Origin of the sequence: Sphingomonas sp. C3-2, assembly GCF_033025475.1 — a bacterium.
Classification (GTDB): Bacteria; Pseudomonadota; Alphaproteobacteria; order Sphingomonadales; family Sphingomonadaceae; genus Sphingobium_A.
The window spans coordinates 2415054-2437005 of record NZ_CP130322.1; the positions used below are offsets into that span (position 1 = coordinate 2415054).

The 21952-nt window shown below is 65.2% G+C and carries 21 protein-coding genes; 11 read left to right on the forward strand and 10 right to left on the reverse strand.

What is annotated here, in order from left to right; all coding sequences use genetic code 11:
* Positions 1-16 precede the first annotated feature (16 nt).
* Positions 17-895 (forward strand): phenylalanine 4-monooxygenase, encoded by an 879-nt coding sequence (gene phhA, locus QYC26_RS11645; protein WP_317512392.1) that lies wholly within the window; start codon positions 17-19, stop codon positions 893-895.
* On the opposite strand, the gene QYC26_RS11650 is transcribed toward phhA, so the two are convergent.
* A complete protein-coding gene (locus tag QYC26_RS11650; RefSeq protein WP_317512393.1) occupies positions 886-1806 on the reverse strand; it encodes a 50S ribosomal protein L11 methyltransferase in 921 nt (306 codons plus the stop codon). The two genes, phhA and QYC26_RS11650, sit on opposite strands and share 10 nt — an antisense overlap.
* Positions 1796-2512 carry an SDR family oxidoreductase gene (locus tag QYC26_RS11655; RefSeq protein ID WP_317512394.1) on the reverse strand — a complete coding sequence of 239 codons (717 nt, stop codon included), beginning with the start codon at positions 2510-2512 and terminating at the stop codon, positions 1796-1798. Before QYC26_RS11655 ends, QYC26_RS11650 begins: the two co-directional genes overlap by 11 nt.
* 222 nt (positions 2513-2734) lie before the next feature.
* On the opposite strand from QYC26_RS11655, the gene QYC26_RS11660 reads away from it, so the two are divergent.
* Positions 2735-3208: a hypothetical protein gene (locus tag QYC26_RS11660; protein ID WP_317512395.1), complete on the forward strand. Its 474-nt coding sequence runs from the start codon at positions 2735-2737 to the stop codon at positions 3206-3208.
* A 47-nt stretch (positions 3209-3255) separates the two neighbouring features.
* Here QYC26_RS11660 and QYC26_RS11665 read toward each other — a convergent pair whose 3' ends face one another.
* Positions 3256-4551, reverse strand: a complete 1296-nt coding sequence (locus QYC26_RS11665) for a methyl-accepting chemotaxis protein (protein ID WP_317515053.1) — start codon at positions 4549-4551, stop codon at positions 3256-3258.
* A gap of 281 nt (positions 4552-4832) precedes the next feature.
* On the opposite strand from QYC26_RS11665, the gene sdhC reads away from it, so the two are divergent.
* The 4 genes from sdhC (at position 4833) to QYC26_RS11685 (ending at position 9026) form a co-directional block, all read left to right on the forward strand.
* Positions 4833-5228, forward strand: a complete 396-nt coding sequence (gene sdhC, locus QYC26_RS11670) for a succinate dehydrogenase, cytochrome b556 subunit (protein ID WP_317512396.1) — start codon at positions 4833-4835, stop codon at positions 5226-5228.
* Entirely contained in the window at positions 5228-5617 is a 390-nt protein-coding gene (gene sdhD / locus QYC26_RS11675) for a succinate dehydrogenase, hydrophobic membrane anchor protein (protein ID WP_317512397.1), read from the forward strand. Before sdhC ends, sdhD begins: the two co-directional genes overlap by 1 nt.
* A complete protein-coding gene (gene sdhA / locus QYC26_RS11680) occupies positions 5617-7419 on the forward strand; it encodes a succinate dehydrogenase flavoprotein subunit (protein WP_317512398.1) in 1803 nt (600 codons plus the stop codon). Before sdhD ends, sdhA begins: the two co-directional genes overlap by 1 nt.
* A 236-nt stretch (positions 7420-7655) precedes the next feature.
* The gene (locus QYC26_RS11685; protein WP_317512399.1) at positions 7656-9026 is read left to right on the forward strand and encodes an amino acid permease; all 1371 of its coding nucleotides are present in this window, start codon (positions 7656-7658) and stop codon (positions 9024-9026) included.
* Between the two features lie 32 nt (positions 9027-9058).
* On the opposite strand, the gene QYC26_RS11690 is transcribed toward QYC26_RS11685, so the two are convergent.
* From QYC26_RS11690 to QYC26_RS11700, 3 genes are read right to left on the reverse strand one after another with little or no spacing between them, the layout of a single operon-like run.
* A complete protein-coding gene (locus QYC26_RS11690) occupies positions 9059-10303 on the reverse strand; it encodes a TolC family protein (RefSeq protein WP_317512400.1) in 1245 nt (414 codons plus the stop codon).
* 5 nt (positions 10304-10308) lie between these two features.
* Positions 10309-13422, reverse strand: a complete 3114-nt coding sequence (locus tag QYC26_RS11695) for a CusA/CzcA family heavy metal efflux RND transporter (protein ID WP_317512401.1) — start codon at positions 13420-13422, stop codon at positions 10309-10311.
* Between the two features lie 6 nt (positions 13423-13428).
* Positions 13429-14550: an efflux RND transporter periplasmic adaptor subunit gene (locus QYC26_RS11700; RefSeq protein ID WP_317512402.1), complete on the reverse strand. Its 1122-nt coding sequence runs from the start codon at positions 14548-14550 to the stop codon at positions 13429-13431.
* Between the two features lie 122 nt (positions 14551-14672).
* On the opposite strand from QYC26_RS11700, the gene QYC26_RS11705 reads away from it, so the two are divergent.
* Both QYC26_RS11705 and QYC26_RS11710 read left to right on the forward strand, forming a co-directional pair.
* Positions 14673-15329, forward strand: coding sequence for a response regulator transcription factor (locus QYC26_RS11705; RefSeq protein ID WP_317512403.1), 657 nt, complete (start codon positions 14673-14675; stop codon positions 15327-15329).
* A complete protein-coding gene (locus QYC26_RS11710; RefSeq protein ID WP_317512404.1) occupies positions 15326-16696 on the forward strand; it encodes a HAMP domain-containing sensor histidine kinase in 1371 nt (456 codons plus the stop codon). Before QYC26_RS11705 ends, QYC26_RS11710 begins: the two co-directional genes overlap by 4 nt.
* Here the strand turns inward: QYC26_RS11710 and QYC26_RS11715 are convergent.
* The 3 genes from QYC26_RS11715 to QYC26_RS11725 form a co-directional block, all read right to left on the reverse strand.
* Positions 16693-17838: a TDT family transporter gene (locus QYC26_RS11715; RefSeq protein ID WP_317512405.1), complete on the reverse strand. Its 1146-nt coding sequence runs from the start codon at positions 17836-17838 to the stop codon at positions 16693-16695. The genes QYC26_RS11710 and QYC26_RS11715 overlap by 4 nt on opposite strands.
* Positions 17835-18707 carry a LysR family transcriptional regulator gene (locus QYC26_RS11720; RefSeq protein ID WP_317512406.1) on the reverse strand — a complete coding sequence of 291 codons (873 nt, stop codon included), beginning with the start codon at positions 18705-18707 and terminating at the stop codon, positions 17835-17837. Before QYC26_RS11720 ends, QYC26_RS11715 begins: the two co-directional genes overlap by 4 nt.
* Before the next feature lie 76 nt (positions 18708-18783).
* A complete protein-coding gene (locus tag QYC26_RS11725; RefSeq protein ID WP_317512407.1) occupies positions 18784-19449 on the reverse strand; it encodes a TetR/AcrR family transcriptional regulator in 666 nt (221 codons plus the stop codon).
* Positions 19450-19528: 79 nt separating this feature from the next.
* On the opposite strand from QYC26_RS11725, the gene QYC26_RS11730 reads away from it, so the two are divergent.
* Genes QYC26_RS11730 through QYC26_RS11740 form a run of 3 tightly spaced genes read left to right on the forward strand, consistent with a single transcriptional unit; the run spans position 19529 to position 21309 of the window.
* Positions 19529-20059: a VOC family protein gene (locus QYC26_RS11730; RefSeq protein ID WP_317512408.1), complete on the forward strand. Its 531-nt coding sequence runs from the start codon at positions 19529-19531 to the stop codon at positions 20057-20059.
* A gap of 8 nt (positions 20060-20067) precedes the next feature.
* The gene (locus QYC26_RS11735; protein WP_317512409.1) at positions 20068-20853 is read left to right on the forward strand and encodes an SDR family oxidoreductase; all 786 of its coding nucleotides are present in this window, start codon (positions 20068-20070) and stop codon (positions 20851-20853) included.
* A 27-nt stretch (positions 20854-20880) separates the two neighbouring features.
* The gene (locus QYC26_RS11740) at positions 20881-21309 is read left to right on the forward strand and encodes a hypothetical protein (protein ID WP_317512410.1); all 429 of its coding nucleotides are present in this window, start codon (positions 20881-20883) and stop codon (positions 21307-21309) included.
* Between the two features lie 18 nt (positions 21310-21327).
* On the opposite strand, the gene QYC26_RS11745 is transcribed toward QYC26_RS11740, so the two are convergent.
* The gene (locus tag QYC26_RS11745) at positions 21328-21939 is read right to left on the reverse strand and encodes a peptidylprolyl isomerase (RefSeq protein WP_317512411.1); all 612 of its coding nucleotides are present in this window, start codon (positions 21937-21939) and stop codon (positions 21328-21330) included.
* Between the last annotated feature and the right edge of the window lie 13 nt (positions 21940-21952).

Here is a 21952-nt window from a genome sequence, read left to right on the forward strand (position 1 = left end):
ATGCTATCGTGCCGCTATGGAGAGTAGCACCCACGTACTTGAACGGCCGCCCGAGGGCGCCGCTGCCGACTGGACCATATCGCAGAACTGGGCGGCCTATACCGCAGACGAACACGCGCTGTGGGACCGGCTGTTCGCGCGCCAGACCGCGCAACTGCCCGGCCGCGCCTCGGAAGCCTTTTTGCGGGGCATCGACATGCTCCGCCTGTCAAAACCCGGCATCCCCGATTTCGAGGAACTGTCGGAGCATCTGATGGCTGCGACCGGCTGGCGTGTCGTTGCGGTGCCGGGGCTGGTGCCCGACGATGTGTTCTTCGATCATCTCGCCAATCGTCGTTTCGTCGCCGGCAATTTCATCCGGCGCCCCGACCAGCTCGACTATATTCAGGAGCCCGACGTCTTTCACGATGTGTTCGGCCATGTGCCGATGCTCGCCGACCCCGATTTCGCCGATTATATGGAGGCTTATGGCCGGGGCGGGCAACGCGCGCTGCAGCTGGGTGCGCTCAAGCGGCTGGCAAGGCTATATTGGTACACGGTCGAATTCGGGCTGGTCGAGGAAAAGGGAGCTTTACGCATCTATGGCTCGGGCATCGTGTCCAGCCACGGCGAAAGCCGCTTCGCGCTCGACGACCCCAGCCCCAACCGCATCCGCTTCGATCTCAGGCGGGTGATGCGCACCGAATATCGGATCGACGATTATCAGCAGAATTATTTCGTCATTCCAAGCTTTGAGGAATTGCGCCGGATCACCGTCGAGAACGACTTTGCGCCGATCTATGCCGAACTCGACGCGCTGCCCGATATCGCGATCGCCGATATCCTCCCCGCCGATGACGTGATCACGCGCGGCACGCAGGACTATGCGCGCCGGCGTGACGGCCATCAGGCATAGCGCCGCCGCTTGCGCAGCATGAGCGTGGGCCATTCGCCCCGGTCGATCCGGCCGGCGAGGCGAAGGCCCTGCCGGCGATAGGCGGTGGCAACGCGGCGGGCCTGGCTGTCGAGCAGCCCGGCCAGAATGAGCGTGCCGCCCTCGTCCAGCTCCGCCGCGATCGACGGCGCCATCTCGATCAGCGGCCCTGCCAAAATGTTGGCGATGATCAGGTCATAGGGCGCGCGCCGCTTGATCGTGCGGTGCTCCACCCCCGGCGCCACGACCAGCGCAAGCCGCCCTTCGCGGCGGCCGAGGCGGATGCCGTTCAGCTCGGCATTCTCGGCGGTCACGTCGATCGCGATGGGGTCGATATCGGTCGCGGTGGCAAAGGCGCGCGGCCAGAGATGCATCGCGGCAAAGGCAAGAAGCCCGGTGCCGGTGCCCAGATCGATCACATCGCGGTAGTGATTGCCCTGCCGCTTCAGCCGATCGAGCATCATCAGGCAGCCGGTGGTGGTTTCATGCTGCCCGGTGCCGAAGGCGAGCCCGGCTTCGATCAGGAAAGCCTTGGCGCCTGCCGGAATGCGCTCGGCATTGCTCGATGTGTGGACGAAGAAGCGCCCGGCGCGCACCGGCTCGATCCCGGCCTGGCTCAGCGTCACCCAGTCTTCCTCGACGATGCGTTCGACCACCGCTTCCTGCCCCTCGGCACTGGGCACGAGCGTGCGGAGCGCGGCGAGCGTGCCGGCATCGGGTTCGGTTTCGAAATAGCCGTCGAGCTGCCAGTCATCGGGGCGCGTGGGATCGGGCTCGCTGGTCATCAGAACCGGCGGGGGATCGATCGCAACGAGTTCGGCGATGTCGATGAACTGCAGCGATTCGGCCTCGGCCTTGGTACAGGGAAGGGTGACTTTCCAGCTATCGGACATAAGACGCTCCGTTGATATCGATTATGGCGCCGGTCATCGACGCGGGCGCATGGAGCGCCAGAAAATGGGCGGCCTCGGCAACTTCTTCGGGAAACGCAACGCGGCCGAGCGGAATGTCCTTCAGAAAGGCGTCGCCCCCACGGCTCGCCATATAGTCGTCGGGGTCGCCCGTGCAGGTAAAGCCCGGGCAGATCGCAAAGGCATGGATGCCCGCCGCGGCATAGGCGCGGGCGATGGTTTTGGTCATCCCCACCATGCCCGCCTTGGAGGCGGCATAGTGCCAGTGATCGGGGCTGTCGCCGCGATACGCCGCACGGCTGGCGATATTGACGATCCGTCCACCCGTGCCACGCGCCTGAAAATGGCGCACGGCAAGCCGGCACAGCTCGGCCGAGGCGGTCAGGTTCACCTGCATCGTCCGCTCCCAGGCGGTAAGCCAGTCGTCGTGCGCGTCGGCGATCGGTGCGGCTTCGAAGATGCCGGCATTGTTGACGAGGATGTCGATCCGCCCGTCAAGCGCGCCCAGCGCGGCATCCCAAAGGCGCGGGGCTGCGCCCGGTACGGCGAGATCGGCAGCGATCATGCCGCCGGCATCGGTGGCGCTCGAATGGCCAACCACGCGCGCGCCGCCCTCGCGCAACCGCGCGGCGATCGCGGCGCCGATGCCCCGGCGGCTGCCGGTGACAAGGATGTGAACAGGGTGCATCGGGGTCCAATAGAACAAGGCGGGGCCAAACAACAGAGCGCGTAGACAGCGCGCTGCCGATCATGTGGCAGGCGGGGCGTTGAGCTTGGCTCTTATCGGCAATTCGTTAGCTATCACGCGGTCGATTGGGGTGGGAAGCGGACTGGCGGTTTCAAATTCAATCTGGCGATTAGCTGACCGTTCCCGCGTGACCCGAAGCGCTTACTTTGGCATGACACCTTGATGGCAGCATCACTTTTCGAAGACGTTCCGTTCAAAGCTAAGGTCATAGGTTGGGGGATCATTTCAATTCCGCTGGCGGCCTTGGCGTTTCTCGGGGCGACATTCCTGCGACCTGCCCCAATCGAACAGAAGTTGGTATGGGGTTGCTATACCGCGAACGATGCGCCTCCTATTATCATAGAAAACAGCGAGATACGTATCATCGATGGAACCCAGCGTTCTTTGAGTTATGTCGCAGGGCCGGATAAACACGGCTACATACTGACGGTTCGTCCAGCCCTTATCCTAAAAGTGTCAGGAGACGGCTCATACCGCTTCGAACAACGCCGAGGCACAGGATATTTTTGGCGGCTTCTTACCGAAAGCTCTGACAATCTGCGTAAGCCCGAAGATTTCGGTGGTCGAATTAATGTCGCTGCGGAAGGGGGACCGGCCATTTATGTCCGCTCTAAGGATGGCAATAGCTGCGGCTGAACGGCCACATATGGCCGTCTCGGGACGTCCGGGCCTGCCCGCGCAGTTTAACGGCTAGCGGACACCGATGAGGCGAACTGGCCCGCGCTCTCCATCAACCGCCCCAGTTGCGAGTCGAGCGTGCTGAAATTCTGACCCGTCTCGTCGATGGCGGCGGCGACGGATTCAGTATCCGAACGGATCGCGGCGATCGTCGAGGACATCGAGTCGGCGGCGAGCGCGGTTTCATCGACCGCGGCGGTGATCATCGTCACCGTCTGCGCCTGTACCTCCATCGCCTGACGGATGCGCGTGGCGCAGGCTTCCACCTCGGCAACGGTGTCGCGGATCGACAGGTTGGACGAAACGCTGGAGCGCGTCGCCGACTGGATCGATTCGATCTTGGCGGCAATGTCGTCGGTGGCGCGCGCGGTCTGCGCGGCGAGCGACTTCACCTCCTGCGCAACGACCGCAAAGCCGCGCCCGGCGTCGCCCGCGCGCGCGGCTTCGATCGTCGCATTGAGCGCGAGCAGGTTGGTCTGCCCGGCAATGTCGCGGATCAGGCCAAGGATCGACTCGATTGACTGGGCATGGCCCGAAAGCATCTCCGATGCCGAAACCGCCTCCCCCGCCTGGGTCGAGGCACGGTTGGCGACGTCGGCGGCGGTTTCTACCTCGGCGCGGGCATCCTCGATCGCGAGGATCAGGCCCGCCGCGGTCTGTGCTGCATCGCGCATCGCGATGGCCGATTGTTCGGCAGCGGCCGCCACTTCGGAGGTGCGGCCATGCATGTTCTGCGCGCTGCCGGCGACGCTCGCCGCCTGTTCGCGCAACCGGTCGCTCTCGCGCGATACGGTTTCGAGCGACGCGCCGATGCGCGACTGGAAATCGTCGGCCACGCGCTGGCGCGAGTCGGCGGCGGCGCGCTCCCGGTAACAGGCATAGAGCGAGGCGGTGATGTCGGCCTCGAGCGCGGAAAGCTGGAGCAGCGCCGGGATCATCGCCGAAAGCCGCGGATCATCGCCGGCAACGCGCCCGAGCAATGTGGTGAGCGCGGCGCGGTCGCTGGCGGCGATCATCGCACGCAGCCGGGTGGGCGGGACATTGGCGGCATAAGCGAGCGCGACCGAGCGTTCCACCGACTCGATCCATTCGAACTGCCGGGTGTTGCAGAAACGGTTGCGCAGGAAGACGACGCCGATCTCGATCACGCGCTCAATATCGCTGGCGGTGAACATCCGGTCGTTCGGAAAGCAGACGCGCCAGTGATCCCAATAGGCGCGCGCGATTACCAGCGCTTCGGGCTCGATCAGCCCCCAGATCTCGGCGCACAGCGTCTCCAGCGTGCCGTCATGGTCGAACATCGCAAGCCGCCCGGCGATGTCGATCGTCCGCGTGAACGGAGTCGGAGAGACGGGGTTGAGGCTTTGATTGGCGCTTTCGTTCACAAAAGGCTCCACAATTCCATTCTGTCACCGGGGGCAGGGCCAGGCCGTTTCCCGCTGGGAATCGCGTAACCGGAATTGGTTAAGGGGCCCTTATCTCGGCTTTTGTGGAATGGAATTGCGCCCCGACGCCCATTGTGTGTTTGCATCCGGCGTCGCTTGGCTTAAGGGGAGCCGGAAATTGTATAGGGGTGAGAACCATGACAAGCGAGAGAGCCCGCCCGCTTTCGCCGCATCTGAGCATCTGGAAATGGGGCCCGGCCATGGCCGCGTCCATTTTCCACCGCGTTTCCGGCAATGGCCTTGCGACTGTTGGCGCCCTGGGACTCGTTTGGTGGCTGGTAGCCGCAGCGAGTGGCCCGGAAGCCTATGCCACCTTCATGGCATGCGCAACCAGCTGGTTTGGCAAGCTCGTCGGCGTCGGCATCACCTGGGCCTTTTTTCAGCACCTGTTTTCCGGCTTGCGCCACCTCGTGCTCGACACGGGCGCGGGTTATGAACTGAAGAGCAGCAATCGCTGGGCTCTGATCGTGTTCGCGGCCGCCATCGTCGCAACCGCGGCGGTCTGGCTCTTCATCTGCTGGAAGGCTGTCTAATGGGTACCGGAACCGGAATCGGCCGCGTCCGCGGTCTTGGCTCGGCCAAGCACGGTGCAAAGCACTGGCTCAACCAGCGCCTCACCGCCGTGGGCAACATCGTGCTCGTGCTCTGGCTGATCTTCTCGCTCCTCAGCCTGTCCTCGCTTGAATATGGCGCGGTCGTCGCGTGGCTTTCGAGCCCGATCGTCGCCGTGCCGATGATGCTGATGCTCGTCAGCATCTTCTGGCACCTGAAGATGGGCATGCAGACCATGCTCGAGGATTATATCCACGAAGAAGGCATGAAGCTGATCGCCATGCTTCTTCTCAACTTCTACGCAATTGGCGGCGCCGCATTCGGCCTGTTCGCCATTGCCAAAATCGCCTTCATGGGAGCCGCCGGCTGATGTCGAACAGCTACAAGATCATCGACCACACCTATGATGCGGTGGTGGTTGGCGCGGGCGGTTCCGGCCTCCGTGCAACGATGGGCATCGCCGAAAAGGGCTTGAAGACCGCGTGCATCACGAAGGTTTTCCCGACCCGCTCGCACACCGTGGCGGCACAGGGCGGCATCGCGGCCTCGCTCGGCAATATGGGTCCCGACCACTGGACCTGGCACATGTACGACACCGTCAAGGGGTCTGACTGGCTGGGTGACCAGGATGCGATCGAATATCTGTGCCGCGAGGCACCCGCCGCCGTTTACGAGCTGGAGCACGCTGGCGTGCCCTTCAGCCGTACGCAGGAAGGCAAGATCTATCAGCGCCCGTTCGGCGGCATGATGCAGAACATGGGTGAAGGCCCGCCGGCACAGCGCACCTGCGCCGCTGCCGACCGTACCGGCCACGCCATGCTGCACGCGCTCTATCAGCAGAGCCTGAAGTACGACGCCGACTTCTTCATCGAATATTTCGCGCTCGACCTGATCATGGAAGACGGCGAATGCCGTGGCGTGATCGCGCTGTGCATGGAAGACGGCACGATCCACCGTTTCCGCAGCCATGCCGTCGTGCTGGCAACCGGCGGTTACGGCCGCTGCTATTTCTCGGCCACCTCGGCCCATACCTGCACCGGCGACGGTGGCGGCATGGTGCTGCGCGCCGGCCTGCCGCTGCAGGATATGGAATTCGTTCAGTTCCACCCGACCGGCATCTACGGCGCGGGCGTGCTGATCACCGAAGGTGCACGCGGCGAAGGCGGGTACCTGACCAACGCCAATGGCGAACGCTTCATGGAGCGTTATGCGCCGAGCGCGAAGGATCTGGCCTCGCGCGACGTCGTGTCGCGTTCGATGGCGATGGAAATCCGCGAAGGCCGCGGCGTGGGCAAGGAAGGGGATCACATCTATCTCCACCTCGACCATATCGATTCGGATGTTCTGGCAGAACGTCTTCCGGGCATTACCGAAACCGGCAAGATCTTCGCCGGCGTCGACCTGACCCGTCAGCCGCTGCCGGTGGTTCCCACCGTCCACTATAATATGGGCGGCATTCCGACCAATTATCACGGCGAAGTCGTGACGTTGAAGGACGGCAACCCCGATCATGTCGTGCCCGGCCTGTTCGCCGTTGGCGAAGCGGCCTGCGTGTCGGTGCACGGTGCAAACCGTCTCGGCTCCAACTCGCTGATCGACCTTGTCGTGTTCGGCCGCGCAACCGGCCACCGCATCGCCGACATCGTCAAGCCCGGCACCGCTCACAAGGCGCTGCCCGCGGGTTCGGAAGAAATGGCGCTGGGCCGTCTGGATCACTTCCGCAACGCCAAGGGCGGTTCGTCCACGGCGCAGGTCCGTCTGGACATGCAGAAGACCATGCAGGCACACTGCGCGGTGTTCCGCACCGATGAACTCCTCCAGGAAGGCATCGGCAAGATGGAAAAGATCTACGACCGGATGAACGATATCAGCGTCACCGACCGTAGCCTGATCTGGAACACCGACCTCGTCGAAACGCTGGAACTCGACAACCTCGTCAGCCAGGCGATCGTGACGATCAAGGGCGCTGCCAACCGCCACGAAAGCCGCGGCGCGCACATGCACGAGGATTATCCGAACCGCGACGACGAAAACTTCATGAAGCATACCATCGCCTGGTTCGATGGCTGGGGCGGCAAGGGCGGCAACGTCAAGCTCGACTATCGTCCGGTGCACACCTACACGCTGACCGACGAGATCGAGTACATCAAGCCCAAGGCGCGCGTGTACTGATCACTTCGACTGCAAAAACGGAAAGGGCCTCTTCGGAGGCCCTTTTTGTTTGGGCGCCAGCGGCATGGGCCGAAAACAGAACAGCGGCCCATATCAAAACGCTATTGCCGGGTGCTTCAAATCTATTTCCGGCGATCGGCGCTAGCGCCCAGGGTAACAACAATATTCCTGTCGGCACCGATACGGCTTTTTGGAAGTTTCGTTCGGGCCGTGTTTCGATGATTGGGAGAAATTCGATGGCGGATGGTGCTGGCGGCGGCGATGTAACGCTCGCGCGCACACTTTCCTGGCCGCATCTGGTGGCGCTGGGCGTCGGCGCGATCGTGGGCACGGGCATTTTGACGCTGATCGGCGTGGGCGCGGCCAAGGCGGGGCCCGCCGTTCTGGTCTCTTTCGCCATCGCCGGTTTCGTCTGCGCCTGCGCAGCACTTGCCTATGCCGAAATGGCAACGCGCACGCCCGCAGCGGGGGGCGCCTATGCCTATGCCCGCGACTGGATGGGGCGCGGGCCGGGCTGGTTTGTCGGCTGGAGCCTGGTGCTCGAATACAGCCTTGTCGTCAGCGCGGTCGCGGTTGGCTGGTCGGGCTATGCCGCACCACTGTTCATCGAGTGGCTGGGCTTCCCCCCTGAACTGACGGTGGGCCCGCATCTGGGCGGGATCATGAACCTGCCCGCCGTTGTCGTGATCTGGGTCGTCGCGGGCGTGCTGATGCTGGGCACCGGCAAGGGCGCGGCGTTGAACGCGGCGCTGGTGTTTGTGAAGTTGGCGGCGCTTGCTGTATTTGCCGCGGTCACGATCGGCCATTTCGACCTCGCCAACCTTCACCCCTTCAATCCTTATGGCTTTTCGAAGTCGATGGGGCCGGACGGCGTGGAGCGCGGAATCATGGCGGCGGCCGCGATCATCTTTTCCGCCTTTTACGGTTTCGATGCCGTCGCGACTGCAGCGGAGGAAACGCGCAATCCCAAGCGCGATCTGACGCTTGGCATCATTGGATCGATGATCGCCTGCGCGCTCATCTACACGCTAATCGCGGCGCTTGCGCTGGGGGCATCGCCCTTCACCCGCTTCGCCGACAGCCCCGAGCCGCTGGCGCTGATCCTGCGCGAACTGGGGGAGCCGGGCGCGGCTACCTTCCTCGCGCTGTCGGCGGTGATCGCGCTGCCCACGGTGATCTTCGCCTTTTTCTTCGGGCAAAGCCGGATCTTCCTTGCGCTCGCGCGCGACGGGTTCCTGCCTGCGCCGCTTGCCCAAGTTTCGGCAGACGGGCGCGCCACGCGTGTGATCGGCTTTACCGCGATGGTCGTCTCGGTGATCGCGGCGCTGCTGCCGCTGGGCGAGATCGTGGCGCTGGCCAATGCGGGCACGCTGCTCGCCTTTGGCGCGGTGGCATCGTGCCTCCTCATCGCCCGACGGCGGGGGCATCAGAGCGAACATGCGATCCGCATCCCCTATGGCCGCGTGATCGCCCTCATCGCGCTGGCAGGATGCTTCTACCTGTTCATCAGCTTGCCCAGGACGACGCACGGGCTGTTCCTTGCCTGGAACGTGCTGGGCGTGCTGATCTACTGGGTCGTGCGGCGTCGCGCGGCGGCGGCGCGCTGATCACGGGGCGGCGGCGATCGGCCGCCCCTTTTTCAGTCGGTCAGCCAGAGGTCATGGCCGTCGATGCGCAGGCGCGTCACCGCGCGCAGCGTTTCGGCGCGCGCCGCCGCCTCGGCACGGAAAGCGTCATGAACCTGCCGTTCGCCGTATAGCATGTCGGTCAGGTCGATCTCGCCCGCCTCATGCCCCCGGCGCAGCTTCATGAGCGCCGCCAGTTGCGCATCAAGCCCCTGGCGCGCGCGCTGCCACGCCTGGATGCGGAACCGCGCCTCGGCAAGGTCGGCCTCCGCGGTTTCCTGCACGTCGAAACGGGTTGCCGCCGCCTCGGCGCGCATGGCGCCCGCATCTGCGGCGGCCTGATCAGCCAGCGCGCGGCGATGGCCGCCACCGAGCGGCATCGAAAACAGCACGCCCGCACCCTGTTCCTCACCCCCGCGCTCGGAAAACAGCCGAATGCCGACCGACGGATCGGCGACCCGGTCGCGTCGGGCCCGTTCGGCCAGCGCCTTTTGCCGGTCTGCATCGGCATCGGCGGCGGCGATATTGTGGTTTTCGGCCAGGATCTGGTCGCGTAGGCGCGACAGGGCGGCATCGGCGGCGTCAGGGGCGGGCATTTCGGGTGGCTGCGCGGGAAGCGTCAGTGACGGGAACTGCGCCATCAGCCGCGCGCGCGCGAGTGCTTCGCTCCCCGCCGAATTCTCGGCGGCAAGGCGCGCGGTGGCGAGCGCGGCTTCGGTCTGATCGGCCTCGAGCGTAGCGGCATCGCGCAGCGCCACGCGGCGGCGGACGGCAGTGAGCAGCTTTTCGTAATTCTGCACGGCCTGCCGGTCGACGGTCGCCGCGCTTGCCGCGCCCAGCCAGTCCCACCAATGCTGGGCGAGCAACAGGGCGGCCTGATGCCGGGCGGTCTCGGCGCGGTTCTCCGCCGCGCTTATCCCGTGGCGGCCAATGGCGCGGTCCAGCGGGGCCTTGCCGGGAAGGCGGACCGGGCGGGTGATCTCCGCGTCGAACTCGTCATAGCCGCCCTCGCGCTCGATCGAGCGCCGGACATAGCTGGTCGAAACCGAGACTTCGTTCGGCCCACGCGCCAGCGCGCGCGATTCGGCCTGTGCGCTGGTGAGCCGCGCGCGGGCGGCGGCAACGCGCGGGTGCGCATCGATTGCGGCGCGGGCGGCGTCCGCCTCGGGCAGGCCCGCCTCGGCATGGAGTGTGCCCGGCAGCGCCAGCGCCAGTGCGCCGAGCGAGAGGGAAGCGAGATAGGAAAGGGCGTGTCGCATCGGGGTCAGGCCTCGCTCGGCGCGGGATGGAGCAGATCGCCGGCCGCCTGTTCGGCCGCGCTTTCGCCAAAGCGTTCATAGAGGATCGGCAGCAGGAGCAGCGTGAGCAGCGTCGCCGAGACCAGCCCGCCGATCACGACGATGGCGAGCGGCCTCTGGATCTCCGATCCCGGCCCGCTGGCAAAGAGCAGCGGGACGAGGCCGAAGGCCGCGATGGTGGCGGTCATCAGCACCGGGCGCAGCCGGCGTTCGGCACCGCGCCGAACGGCTTCGGCAAGCGACAGTCCGTTTTCACGCAGCTGGCGGAAATAGCTGACCATGACGAGGCCGTTGAGCACCGCGATGCCAAGCAGCGCGATGAAACCGACCGAGGCGGGGACCGAGAGATATTCCCCCGACAGCGCGAGCGCGATCATCCCGCCCACCATTGCAAAGGGAATGTTGACGAGGATGAGCGCCGATGCCCGCAGCGATCCGAGCGTCATGTAGAGCACGCCGAAGATCATCAGCACCGAGATGGGCAGCACCACCGCAAGGCGGGCAGAAGCACGTTGCTGGTTTTCGAACTGGCCGCCCCAGACGATGCGGTAACCCGGCGGCAGCGTCACATGCGCGCCGATATCGGCGCGTGCCTCGTCGACATAGCCGACAAGATCGCGCCCCGAGACAAAGGCCTGGACCAGCGCGAAGCGCGAGCCGTTTTCATGCTCCAGCTTCACCGGCCCCTCGACCTGCGCAACCCGCGCGACATCACTGGCACGGACAAGCTGGCCATCGGGTGCGCGGTAGAGCTGATCGGCAAAGGCCTGCGGTGACAGCGTGGTCCCCTGTTCGGTACCGCGCAGCACGATCGGCACGCGGCGGTTTTCGGCAACGACAACGCCCGCCTGCACCCCCTCGAGCTGCGCGCGCATCATGTCCTGCAAGTGATCGGTGGGCATCCCCGCGCGGCCGGCGGCAACGCGGTCGATATCGAACTGGAGATAGTCGACCCGGTCATTCGCCACCGTCATCGCCTCGCTGGTGCCGCGGATTTTCTGGAGGCGGCCCTGCACCTCGCCCGCGATGCGCGACAATTCGGCAAGGTCGGGCCCGAAGATCTTGATCGCGAGATCGCCGCGCGCGCCGGTCAGCATTTCGGAAATGCGCATCTCGATGGGCTGGGTAAAGGTTGGCTCGAAACCGGGGAAATCCTCCAGCACCGTGCGAAGCTGTTCCGAAAGCCACGCCTTGTCGCCCACGCGCCATTCCTCGCGGGGCTTCAGTTCAAGGAAATGGTCGGTTTCATTCGGCCCCATGGCGTCGAGGCCAAGCTCGTCCGAGCCCACCCGGCCGATGATATGCTCCACCTCGGGCAGTTGTTCCTTCACCGCTTTCTGGAAGCTCAGATCACCCTTCACGCTGTGATCGAGCGAGATCGAGGGCAGCTTGGAAATCTGGACGATGACCGAGCCTTCATCCATCGTCGGCAGGAAGGTCTTGCCCGTCAGCCCGTACGCAACGCCGGTGAGCGCCAGCGCGACCCCGGCGATCGCGAAGACGCGGCGCTTGTGCGCGAAGGATGCACCGAGCAGCTGCGCATAGCGCGGTGCGATCTTGCGCATCAGCCAGGGTTCGTGATGTCCTTCCTTCACCTTCAGCACATAATAAGCGAGCACGGGGATGAGCGTCAGCGAGATGACGAGCGCCGAAAGGAGCGCGAGCACGATGGTGAGCGCAACCGGCGCGAACAGCTTGCCCTCAAGCCCTTCGAGCGTGAGCAGCGGCAGGAAGACGAGCGCGATGATCGCCATGCCCGAGGCAACGGGCTTGGCGACCTCGGCCGATGCGGCAAAGACGTTGTGGAGCTTGCTGGCGTGCAGATGCTTGCGGTCCGACAGGCGCTCGACGACATTCTCGACCACCACGACCGCGCCGTCGACCAATATGCCGACCGCAATGGCCAGCCCGCCAAGGCTCATCAGATTGGCGGTGAGCCCGATCGAGCGCATGAAGATGAAGGTCAGGAGCGCCGCCATGGGGAGTGCGAGCGCGACGATCACCGAGGCGCGAAAATCGCCGAGGAAGAGCAGCAGCAGGATGACGACCAGGATCGTCGCTTCGATCAGCGCCTTTTCGACCGTGCCGACCGCATGTTCGATGAGGTTGGAGCGATCGTAGAAGACCGAGATCGTCATCCCCTTGGGCAGGCCGGGCTCGATCTCGGCGATGCGTTCCTTGACCCCGTCGACCACCTTCGCCGCATCCGCGCCGCGCAGCCCGAGGACAAGGCCCTGAACCGCCTCGCCTTTGCCGTCGCGGGTGACCGCGCCGTAGCGGGTGAGGCTGCCGGTGCGCACGGTGGCAACGTCGCCCACGCGCACGATCGTGCCATTGGCGCTGCGCACAACCACAGCTGCAAGGTCGTCGGGGCTGCGGATCGCGCCCGTCGAGCGGACGATCAGCGCTTCCTCACCGATCGTGAGCCGCCCGGCCCCGTCATTGCGGTTGCTGCTCTCTATCGCCGAGGCTAGGTCGTCGGTGCTGAGGCCGGCCGCGGCGAGTGCGGCGTTGTCGGGCGCAACCTCGAAGGTTTCGACATAGCCACCCAGCGCGTTCACATCGGCCACACCCGGCACGGTGCGCAGCGCGGGACGCACCACCCAGTCGAGCACGCGGCGCTTTTCAGCAAGGCTCTGCGGCCCTTCGAGCGTGAACATGTACATGTCCGACAGCGGGGTCGAGATCGGCGCCATGCCGCCTTCGACCGTGTCGGGCAGATCGCCCATCACATTGCCGAGGCGCTCGGCCACCTGGCTGCGCGCCCAGTAGATGTCGGTCCCGTCCTTGAAGTCGATCGTGATGTCGGCAATCGCATATTTGGCCACCGATCGCAGGACATGCTGGTCGGCGATGCCCAGCATTTCCATCTCGATCGGGGTGATGATGCGGTTTTCCACCTCTTCCGGCGTCATGCCGGGGGCTTTCAGGATCACCTTGACCTGGGTCGAGCTGATATCGGGAAAGGCGTCGATCGGCAGGTTGACGAAAGACCATCCGCCTATGCCCGCAAGCAAGAGGGCAAGGCCGAGGACGGTGAGACGCAGCGACAGCGCGCGCTGGACGAGGGTGGACAGCATCGACCGTTATTCCGCCAACAGGGCCTTGAGCTCGGCAACGCCGGTCACGGCCACCGGCTCGCCGGGGCGCACCCCGTCGCTGATCACGCTTTCGGCGCCATTTTGCGCGGCGACATTTACCGGGCGGCGCACGAATCGGGTGCGGTCGCGCACGAAAACATGGTCCTTGCCCTCGATCTGCGTCACGGCGGCAGCGGGCACGGCTACCCCGGTCGCGGTGCCCGCGCCGTGGATGACGACCATCACGCCCTTGCCCGATACGAGGCCTGCGGTTGTTTCAAGATGCGCCTTGGCGGGCAGCGAGCGCGTCGCCGGGTCGAGCGAGGCGCCCACCGACAATATCCGGCCCGATACGGGAACGGGCTGCCCCTGTGCATCGGATGCGGCGCTCTGCACGGTTACCGTCATGCCGGGATGAACCTGTCCGGCAAGCCGTTCGGGCAGCTGGAGGTCGACGCGGTAGGCGCTCGCGTTCTCGATCACGAAGGGCGCGGTCATCCCGCCCACCGGGCCACCGGTTTCAACCGCCACGCGCGCGAGACGACCCGAAATCGGGGCCCGCAGCGTCATCGTGCCATCGGCTCCGGCACCGGCCAGCGCCAGCAGGCGTTGATGTTCGGCCACGGTTGCGCGGGTCTGGCGGAGCTGGGCGCCAGCCTCGTCGGCACGCGCACCCGCAACCACGCCCTCGCGCGCCAGCTGGTCGAGCCGCGCGGCGCGGGTTTCGGCCAGCGCGAGTTCGGACCGCGCACGCGCCAATTCCGCGCCATATTGCACGGGCTCGGCCGCGCGGACGATGGCGAGCGGATCGCCCTGGCGCACCTGCTGCCCTTCGATCACAAAAATCCGGATGGCGGCACCCGCAAAGGGGGCGGTGACGGCAACGCGCGCTTCGGGCGGAAGCGTGATGGTCCCCGGAACGGTTCCCAGCGGCAGCGTTGCGGCCAAGACCGCGGGTTTGGTCGTGATGTTGAGCCGTTCGAGCTGCTTTGCACTGAGCGCGCCGGCGGGCGCCTCGGTTGCGGCCGCCGCAGCGGGCTCGCCCGGTTCATCGCGCAGCCAGACGAAACCGCCAACCGCCGCCACAAGGATCGCTGCGCCCATGCCTGCCAGAATATTCCTGTTCATGGTCTTGCGCCTTGGCGCGTCAAGCTGACAATAACTTGTCAGAATGACAGCTTATTGTCAGTTTTCTCGCGCACAAGTCGCTGGCGCGCGGCCCCTGCGCGGCAAGAAAGGGCAGGAAAGACGTGCGGTTGTTGCTGGTGGAGGATGACGGCGAACTGGGCCGGCGGCTGAGCGATCGGCTGCGCGGGGCTGGCTTTGCGGTCGACCTCGCCAGCGCGCGGGCAGAGGCCGAGCTGTGGCCCGATATCGACAAGATGGGCGCCATCATCCTCGACCTCGGCCTGCCCGATGGCAGCGGCATGGATCTGCTGCGCGGGTGGCGCGCGCGCAAGGTCGATTGCCCCATCGTGATCCTCACCGCGCGGGGCAGCTGGCAGGACAAGGTGGAAGGGCTCAATGCCGGGGCGGATGACTTCATCGTCAAACCCGTGCGGTTCGAGGAGCTTCAGGCGCGGCTCAACGCACTGTTCCGCCGCCAGCTCGGCAAGCGCGAAAGCCATATCGAAACGGCTGGCCTGCGCCTCGATCCGCTGAGCGGCGAGGTGGTGTGCGACGGCGCTCCGCTCAAGCTCAGCAAGCAGGAGTTCCGCCTGCTCCACCTCTTCATGCGGCGCCCCGAACAGATACTCTCGCAGGCAGACATCATGGAGCATCTTTATGAGTTGGACGCGCTGCGCGATCTGAACACGATCGAGGTGCTTGTCGGACGGCTTCGGCGCAAGATCGGGGCGGAGCGTATCGTCACGCTGCGCGGCCTTGGCTACAGGTTTGGCAAATGAGCGGCGATAGGGTTCCCACGCGGCGGTGGCGCCACAGCCTGCGCACGCGTTTCCTGCTCGCGATCCTGATCTGGACGATGATCGGCATCGGCGCGATCTGGCTCTCGGCCAACCGGCTCTTCGCCAAGCATGTCGAGATGCAATATCATGAAGAGCTTGAGGTGCATCTGCGCGAGCTGGCGCGGCTGACGCATGTCGATGCCGGCGGCCATCCCGAACTGCTGCGCCCGCTCTCCGATCCGCGTTACGAAGTGCCGCTTTCGGGCTTTTACTGGCAGGTGACGGTGCCGGGTAAGCGCCCGCTGCGTTCGGCATCGATGACGCGCGGGATGCTCGATGAATCGATCGCCCATTCGCCCGAGATATTACACCGGGTCGAAAACGGGCCCACCGGCCCCACCATCACCTATGGCTTTATCCGTCCTGCACCGACGGGCGGCTCGATCCATTATGTGATCGCGACCGACGAGCGCGAGCTGAACCGCGTGATTTCGGGTTTCACCAACGAACTCACCTTGTGGCTGGCGGTGCTGGCGGCGGCGCTGTTGCTCACCGGCGGAGTGATCATCCGCATCGGCGTTGCGCCGCTCGATCGGCTGGCGACCGCGATCTCGCGCTTGCGGGGCGGCAGCGCGGTGCGGCTGGAGGGGCAATATCCTGCCGAAATCGCGCCGCTGGTCGACGATCTCAACGCCTATATCCGCCAGAATGGCGAGATTATTGCCCGTGCGCGGGTGCAGGCGGGCAATCTGGCGCACTCGCTACGCACGCCCTTGGCGGTGATCACCGACGAGGCCGAGCGCATGGCCGAACGCGGCGATGCGGCGCAGTCCGCGCAGGTGCTGCTCGATCAAAGCCGGATGATGGCGCAGCAGATCGAATATCAGCTGGCGCGCGCGCGGTCCGCCGCCGGAACCCGGATACCCGGCGCCACCAGCGTGTTGCCCGATCTCGTCGATCCGATCGTTGCGGCGATGCGGCGGCTCCACCCCGATGTCGCGTTCGATTTGCTGAGCCGTCCGACGACCCCCGTCATGCTGTCGATCGATCCGGTCGATCTTTCCGAGCTTCTGTCGATCCTTCTCGACAATGCCGGAAAATGGGCGGCGCATGCGGTGGCAGTGACGCTGGAGGAAGGGGAGGAAGGCCTGGCGGTTGAGGTGATCGATGACGGGCCGGGGATGACCCCCGCCCAGATCGCCGAGGCTTTCGCCGTCGGCTCTCGCTTCGACGAGAGCAAGGTAGGAACCGGGCTTGGCCTCGCCATCGCGCACGACATTTGCGAGGCGATTGGCGCCGATATCCGCCTGATGGCGCGCGGCGATGGGGCTGCGGGTCTGCGTGTCCGCCTGATGCTCCCGCGCTAAGCCTGCGGGGCGGCGAGGCAGGGGGCAACGAACAGCCTCCCTGCCCAGGCCCCCGTCAACGTCTTGATCGCAACGAAGAGCCAGAGGCTCGCGAGCAGCGCGGTGAAGCCGGTGCCGATCAGCGCGAATGCCTCCATCTCCAGCGCCGCGCCTAAGCGGAAGGTGGCGAGCGTATAGACCCCCAGCGGGAAGATATAGCCCCACCAGCCGAGGTTGAACGGCGTGCCCGCGCGCCAGTAGCGGATGGTGACGAGCGTCGCGAGCGCGAACCACCACAGCCCAAACCCCCAGAGCATCAGCCCGCCGATCACGCCGATCCCCTGCGCCACGCTGCCGATGGCGGCCAGACCGTGGCCCGCCATGATGGCGGGCGCGTCCTGGCCGAGCACGAGCAGGCCGAGCGCGCCGGTGCCGATCGGGCCGAGCGCAAGCCAGCTCGAGGCCGCCATATTTTCATGCGGCAGGCGGTGGAGCGCCATGCGCAGGATGAGGATGGCGAGGATGCTGAACGCAACCGGCACCGAATAGGCCCAGAGCATGTAGGAAGTGGCGAGAACCGTGAGCTGCGCGTGCGGATCGGCAAGGTGCGGCGCCAGCAACCCGCCCGATGCGCCAGCCACTTCCGCCGCGACAACGGGGAGCAGCCACACCGCCGTCATCTGATCAAGGCTGTGCTCGTGCCGCGTGAACATCAGATAGGGGATGAGCACGCCGCAGGCGAGAGCAAGTACCACGTCAATCCACCAGAGCGTATGCGCCAGCGGCACGATGCCCGTCCCGAAGCGGGCGATGCCGAAGACGAGCGCGCCGTTGATCACCGTCGCCAACGCCATCGGGATCGTGCCGATGAACATCGATACGGTGTTGTGCCCGAAGATCAGCCGCGCCTCGTGCCCGAAAAAGGCCCAGCGCGCGCCGTAAAGCAGCGCGAAGAGCGCGAACATCGCCGCGGCGGTAAGCCACAGCATCTCGCCGGTTTCGCTGAAACCGTGGTGGGCGAGCGGCAGGGCAAGCGCCAGTACGCCCGTGCCCATGACGGCGGCGAACCAGTTGGGGGTGAACTGACGGATCACCTCCATGGGGTGGCTCAACTGGGCCAGGGGGCGGCAGCCGAGCGTGACAGCGCGGACGGCCGCGATCATGCCGGATACTCCTCGAGAACATGGATCAGGGCTTCGGCGGCGCGGGTCAGCCTGCGCTCGCTATGACGGATCAGGTGAAAGGGGCGGTCGGGCAGCGTGACGGGCAGGATCGCAACGCGGCCGGTTTCAACCGCGCGCGCCACCACCTGGCGCGACAGCATTGCCACGCCAGCACCGGTTTCGACCGCGGTGAGCACCGCCTCGTTTGAGGGCAGCGTCATCGCACAATCCAGTTCGGTGGGGTCGAGCCCATGCGCGCGGATCATCTCTTCAAAGGTGGAGCGCGTTCCCGAGCCGCGCTCGCGCATGATCCAGCGGGCCGCCCGCAGCCATTGGGCGTCGATATGCGCAACGGGCGCCGCGCCGATCAGCGCCACCGCATCGCGCGCCACCGCGCGCTGGACCAGTGCGGGTTCGTCGATCATGCCCTCGACAAAGCCGAGTTCGGCCTTGCCCTCGCGCACGCGCGCGGCCGCGCCTTCGCTGTTGTCGATCGAAAGTTCGATCGCGATCTGCGGATAATCGGCGGTAAAGGCGGCCAGCCGGGGCGGCAGCCAGTAGCTGGCGATCGTCTGGCTGGCGACCAGATGGAGCGTCCCGCGCGCCAGCCCGGCCAGATCGGCGAGCAGCGCCTCGGCATGCGCGGCGCGGGCCAGCACGGCGCGCGCTTCACCCAGGAACAGCCGGCCCGCCTCGGTCAGTTCGATGCCGCGCCCGACACGGTTGAACAGCGCGACACCGTGGCGCGCCTCAAGTGCTGCGATCGTTCCCGAGACCGCCGATTGGGTCATGTGCAGCGCTTCGGCGGCGCGCGTTACATGTTCGCGTTCGGCCACGGCCACAAAGATGCGAAGTTGCTCGAGTGTCATCTGGATCTCCTGCACGCAGGATAATCCATGCGAAACGATCGATCCAAATGTTTGATGTGATCAAATCAATCTGAAATCATGATGATTTGATGAAGTCGACCAGTTCTTCCGCCGCGATCCGGACATAGCGTTCGGCGGTGGCCGGAGAACAAAGATCGGGGGTCGTGATTTCCGAACAGATCAGATCGATCCGCTTGAGCAGCAATTCGGCGCGTGCGTGATGGAGCCGGGCGATGTCCTCGCTCCCCCGCGTCTGTGCAAAGCCGCCAAGCCCCGCCTCGGCCAGACGTTCGATCAGCGCATGGCGTTCGTCGATCAGGCGCTGGCGAAAGCCGGGCTCGAAGATCTGGAGCTGGGTGACGAGCGGGGTAACGAAACCATGTTCGACATAAAGATCGGCCAGCCGGGTGATCCACCGGGCAAAACCGGCAGTGTCGTCGGCCGCAATGTCGGGAAGGGCGTTGCAATGGTCGATCCAGTCGTCGCGAATGCCGTCATAGCTGGCGAGCGCGAGCGCATATTTGGATTCGAAATGGGCGTAGAAGGTTGCACGGCTCACGCCCGCCGCCGCAATCAGCTCGTCGATCGTTGCGCGGACATAGGGGGTCTTCGAAAACACCGTCTCGGCCGCCTGCAATATGGCCATGCGGTTCTTCCGGTGGCGCTCTTCCTGCAGCGCGGTGCGCCCGGCCGGTCGGCCGCGCCGTGTCGCCGGCGGCGAAATCTTGCTTTCTGTGCTCATGCCGCCGTCCTGATCTTGTCGCGCATTATAGGCCGAACTAATAGTATACCCAAAATTGAAGGATAGAGGGAGAGGCTGGGTGAGTCAGGCGAAATATGGGCAGGCGGATCAGATCGGTTATCTGGTCGCCGATCTCGACAAAAGCATCGCCGGGTGGATCGAAACCATGGGTGTGGGTCCGTGGACGGTGTTTCGCAATGTCAGCTTGGACGGCGCCTATCGCGGTGTCGAGGGCGTGGTGACGATGGATGTGGGGTTGGCCTATCAGGGCGACATCCAGATCGAACTGATCCAGGTGACCAACGATACGCCGTCGCCCTATCGCAAGGCCGATGGCGAGGCGATCCTTGGCATCCATCATCTGGCGTGGATGGTCGATGATGTGGAAAGCGCGGTGGCGCGCGCGAGCGCCGATGGCCTCAGCACCGTCTTCACCGCAACCAACCCCGCGTCGAGCGTCGCCTATATGGAGCGGCCGGGTGAACCGGGCCTGTTGTTCGAATTCATCGAAAGCCCCGCCACCCGTGAGATGATGAATGCGGGGATCGTGGCGAGCAAGAAATGGGACGGGAGCAACGCCGTCCATGTCATCGATTTCGCAGCGGGGTGAGGGGCATCATGGACAAGCGGCTTGAGGGCAAGAAGGCGCTCGTGCTCGGCGTGGCGCCGGGCAATGTGGGTGCGGCCATCGCGCAGCGTTATGTCGATCACGGCGCGCAGGTGATGATCGCCGGGCGCCGCGCCGATGCGCTCGAAGACGTGGCGCGTACGGTCGGCGCCCAATGGCGCCAGTGCGACATCACCGTGCAGGACGATATCGACCGGCTGGTCAGCGACAGCGCACAGGCGCTGGGCGGCATCGATATCGGCGTCAACGCCACGGGCTGGGGGCTTTTGAAGCCGTTTCTCGATCATGATCGCAGCGATCTGGAACAGATGTCGGCGGTACAGTTCACCGGCCCGTTCCAGTATTTCCAGGCGCTGCTGCGCGCGATGACGGACGGTGGCTCGATCATCCAGATCTCCTCGGTCACCGCGACGATCATGTTCGATCACCATGCCGCTTATATGGGCACCAAGGCGGGGATCGATCATGTCGTCCGCTGCATCGCGCATGAGTTCGGCCATCAGGGTATCCGCGCCAATTCGATCGCACCCGGCGGCGTTGCCGATGCGCCGATGTCGGGCGGCGGGTTGATGGTGCCTGCGGTGGCCGCGCTCTATGGCCGCGAGATTCCACTCGGGCGCGCGGGCGTGTCGGCGGATGTGGCCGATGCCGCGCTGTGGCTGGCGAGCGACGAATCCGGTTTCGTCACCGGGCAGACCATCCATGTCAGCGGCGGGCAGACCCTGCGGCGCAACCCCTCGATGCAGGACGTGATGGGGGCGTTCGGCGCGGCGTGATTCACTGAAGAAGAAGGGAAGCGGACAATGGCAAGGTCAATCACCGGGCTGATCGTGGCCGCATATAACCATGCCGTAGCCGAAGCCGCCGGCGATATCGACGCGATCATGGCGACGATGGAGGGCGAACCGGTTTATGACTTCTATCCCATCGCCCGCCGCTTTTCGGGCTGGGAACGGACCCGGCGCTATTATGATCATTTCGTCGCCCATGTGATGCAGCGCATCACCGGCTATGAACTGCACCATGAATGGGTCGGCGAAGGCGGGGTGATCCAGGAATATAGCGTCATGGTCGCCCCTGAAACCGGTGGTGGAGACCCCGTCTGCCACCGCGTGCTCGGAATCCTCACCTTTGGCGAGAACAGGCTTTCGGGCGAACGCCTCTATGCCGACGAGGCTTTTTTCCGAATGCTCCTCGGCCCGATCTGGGACGAGCTTGAGCCGATAAGCTGACGCGCGGGGGCGCCGCGGTCACTTCAGTCGGCGTACCGTGATGATCTTGACCGGGTCCTTGATGTGCTGGCCGATCGTGTTCTGCGATCGGCCACCAGGCCAGGTCGGCGCGGCGAGGATGCGGCGGACGAGCGGCATACCGCTCACCACCCTGCCAAAGGCTGCATAGCCGGGCTTGCCGGGGGCGGCGTCGAGATAGGCGGCGGGGCCAACGGTGATGAAGAAATCGCCCATCGCGGTGTTGGGCGCATGGCGCGCCATCGAAATGGTGCCGTCGACATGCTTGAGGCCGGTCTTGCTGGTCGGTTCGTGATCAATCGGCCAGCGCGCCTTGCGTACCTTGCTGTCGATCCCGCCCTGCACAAGGCCGAGCTTCGGATCGCTGCGGTTGCGCGCAGCGCGGTAGAAGCTGGTATTGTCGAAGCGTTTTTCTGCGGCATAGGCGAGGAAATTGGCCGAGGTAATCGGTGCGCGCTTCATGTCGAGTTCGACGATGATCGGGCCCAGGCTGGTTTCGATCCGGACGCGCGCGGTGGCGGGGCCCTTGGCGCCCGCAGTCTGTGCGCCCGAAGGCGCGGCAAGAAGGGCAAGCGCAAGGCCAAGAACGGCCCTGCGTGCGATACCCTTCATGCCATTACCCATT

Bases quoted from the DNA above. Each gene is read 5' to 3' on its own strand.
- phhA (WP_317512392.1), top strand. From the start codon at position 17: ATGGAGAGTAGCACCCACGTACTTGAACGGCCGCCCGAGGGCGCCGCT.
- QYC26_RS11650 (WP_317512393.1), bottom strand. From the start codon at position 1,806: ATGTCCGATAGCTGGAAAGTCACCCTTCCCTGTACCAAGGCCGAGGCC.
- QYC26_RS11655 (WP_317512394.1), bottom strand. From the start codon at position 2,512: ATGCACCCTGTTCACATCCTTGTCACCGGCAGCCGCCGGGGCATCGGC.
- QYC26_RS11660 (WP_317512395.1), top strand. From the start codon at position 2,735: ATGGCAGCATCACTTTTCGAAGACGTTCCGTTCAAAGCTAAGGTCATA.
- QYC26_RS11665 (WP_317515053.1), bottom strand. From the start codon at position 4,551: ATGTTCGACCATGACGGCACGCTGGAGACGCTGTGCGCCGAGATCTGG.
- sdhC (WP_317512396.1), top strand. From the start codon at position 4,833: ATGACAAGCGAGAGAGCCCGCCCGCTTTCGCCGCATCTGAGCATCTGG.
- sdhD (WP_317512397.1), top strand. From the start codon at position 5,228: ATGGGTACCGGAACCGGAATCGGCCGCGTCCGCGGTCTTGGCTCGGCC.
- sdhA (WP_317512398.1), top strand. From the start codon at position 5,617: ATGTCGAACAGCTACAAGATCATCGACCACACCTATGATGCGGTGGTG.
- QYC26_RS11685 (WP_317512399.1), top strand. From the start codon at position 7,656: ATGGCGGATGGTGCTGGCGGCGGCGATGTAACGCTCGCGCGCACACTT.
- QYC26_RS11690 (WP_317512400.1), bottom strand. From the start codon at position 10,303: ATGCGACACGCCCTTTCCTATCTCGCTTCCCTCTCGCTCGGCGCACTG.
- QYC26_RS11695 (WP_317512401.1), bottom strand. From the start codon at position 13,422: ATGCTGTCCACCCTCGTCCAGCGCGCGCTGTCGCTGCGTCTCACCGTC.
- QYC26_RS11700 (WP_317512402.1), bottom strand. From the start codon at position 14,550: ATGAACAGGAATATTCTGGCAGGCATGGGCGCAGCGATCCTTGTGGCG.
- QYC26_RS11710 (WP_317512404.1), top strand. From the start codon at position 15,326: ATGAGCGGCGATAGGGTTCCCACGCGGCGGTGGCGCCACAGCCTGCGC.
- QYC26_RS11715 (WP_317512405.1), bottom strand. From the start codon at position 17,838: ATGATCGCGGCCGTCCGCGCTGTCACGCTCGGCTGCCGCCCCCTGGCC.
- QYC26_RS11720 (WP_317512406.1), bottom strand. From the start codon at position 18,707: ATGACACTCGAGCAACTTCGCATCTTTGTGGCCGTGGCCGAACGCGAA.
- QYC26_RS11725 (WP_317512407.1), bottom strand. From the start codon at position 19,449: ATGAGCACAGAAAGCAAGATTTCGCCGCCGGCGACACGGCGCGGCCGA.
- QYC26_RS11735 (WP_317512409.1), top strand. From the start codon at position 20,068: ATGGACAAGCGGCTTGAGGGCAAGAAGGCGCTCGTGCTCGGCGTGGCG.
- QYC26_RS11740 (WP_317512410.1), top strand. From the start codon at position 20,881: ATGGCAAGGTCAATCACCGGGCTGATCGTGGCCGCATATAACCATGCC.
- QYC26_RS11745 (WP_317512411.1), bottom strand. From the start codon at position 21,939: ATGAAGGGTATCGCACGCAGGGCCGTTCTTGGCCTTGCGCTTGCCCTT.